Here is a 592-nt window from a genome sequence, read left to right as displayed (position 1 = left end):
AGTTCTAACCTGGTACCGTGATCCGGTACGGGGACCGTGTCAGGTGGGCAGTTTGACTGGGGCGGTCGCCTCCTAAAATGTAACGGAGGCGCCCTAAGGTTCCCTCAGAATGGTTGGAAATCATTCGAAGAGTGCAAAGGCAAAAGGGAGCTTGACTGCGAGACCTACAAGTCGAGCAGGGACGAAAGTCGGGCTTAGTGATCCGGTGGTACCGCATGGAAGGGCCATCGCTCAACGGATAAAAGCTACCCTGGGGATAACAGGCTTATCTCCCCCAAGAGTCCACATCGACGGGGAGGTTTGGCACCTCGATGTCGGCTCATCGCATCCTGGGGCTGAAGTAGGTCCCAAGGGTTGGGCTGTTCGCCCATTAAAGCGGTACGCGAGCTGGGTTCAGAACGTCGTGAGACAGTTCGGTCCCTATCTGTCGTGGGCGTAGGAAATTTGAGAGGAGCTGTCCTTAGTACGAGAGGACCGGGATGGACGCACCGCTGGTGTACCAGTTGTTCCGCCAGGAGCATCGCTGGGTAGCTACGTGCGGAAGGGATAAGCGCTGAAAGCATCTAAGCGTGAAGCCCCCCTCAAGATGAGA

The 592-nt window shown here is 56.6% G+C and carries 1 rRNA gene; it reads left to right on the top strand.

Going from position 1 to position 592, the window contains the following annotated elements:
• A 23S ribosomal RNA gene (locus tag IEX62_RS23605) occupies positions 1 to 592 on the top strand; the annotation flags it as partial.

This window comes from Paenibacillus hunanensis, from assembly GCF_014645615.1.
Classification (GTDB): Bacteria; Bacillota; Bacilli; order Paenibacillales; family Paenibacillaceae; genus Saccharibacillus; species Saccharibacillus hunanensis.
Note: the sequence above shows the minus strand (reverse complement) of the source record. Positions and strands in the feature narration are given on the sequence as shown.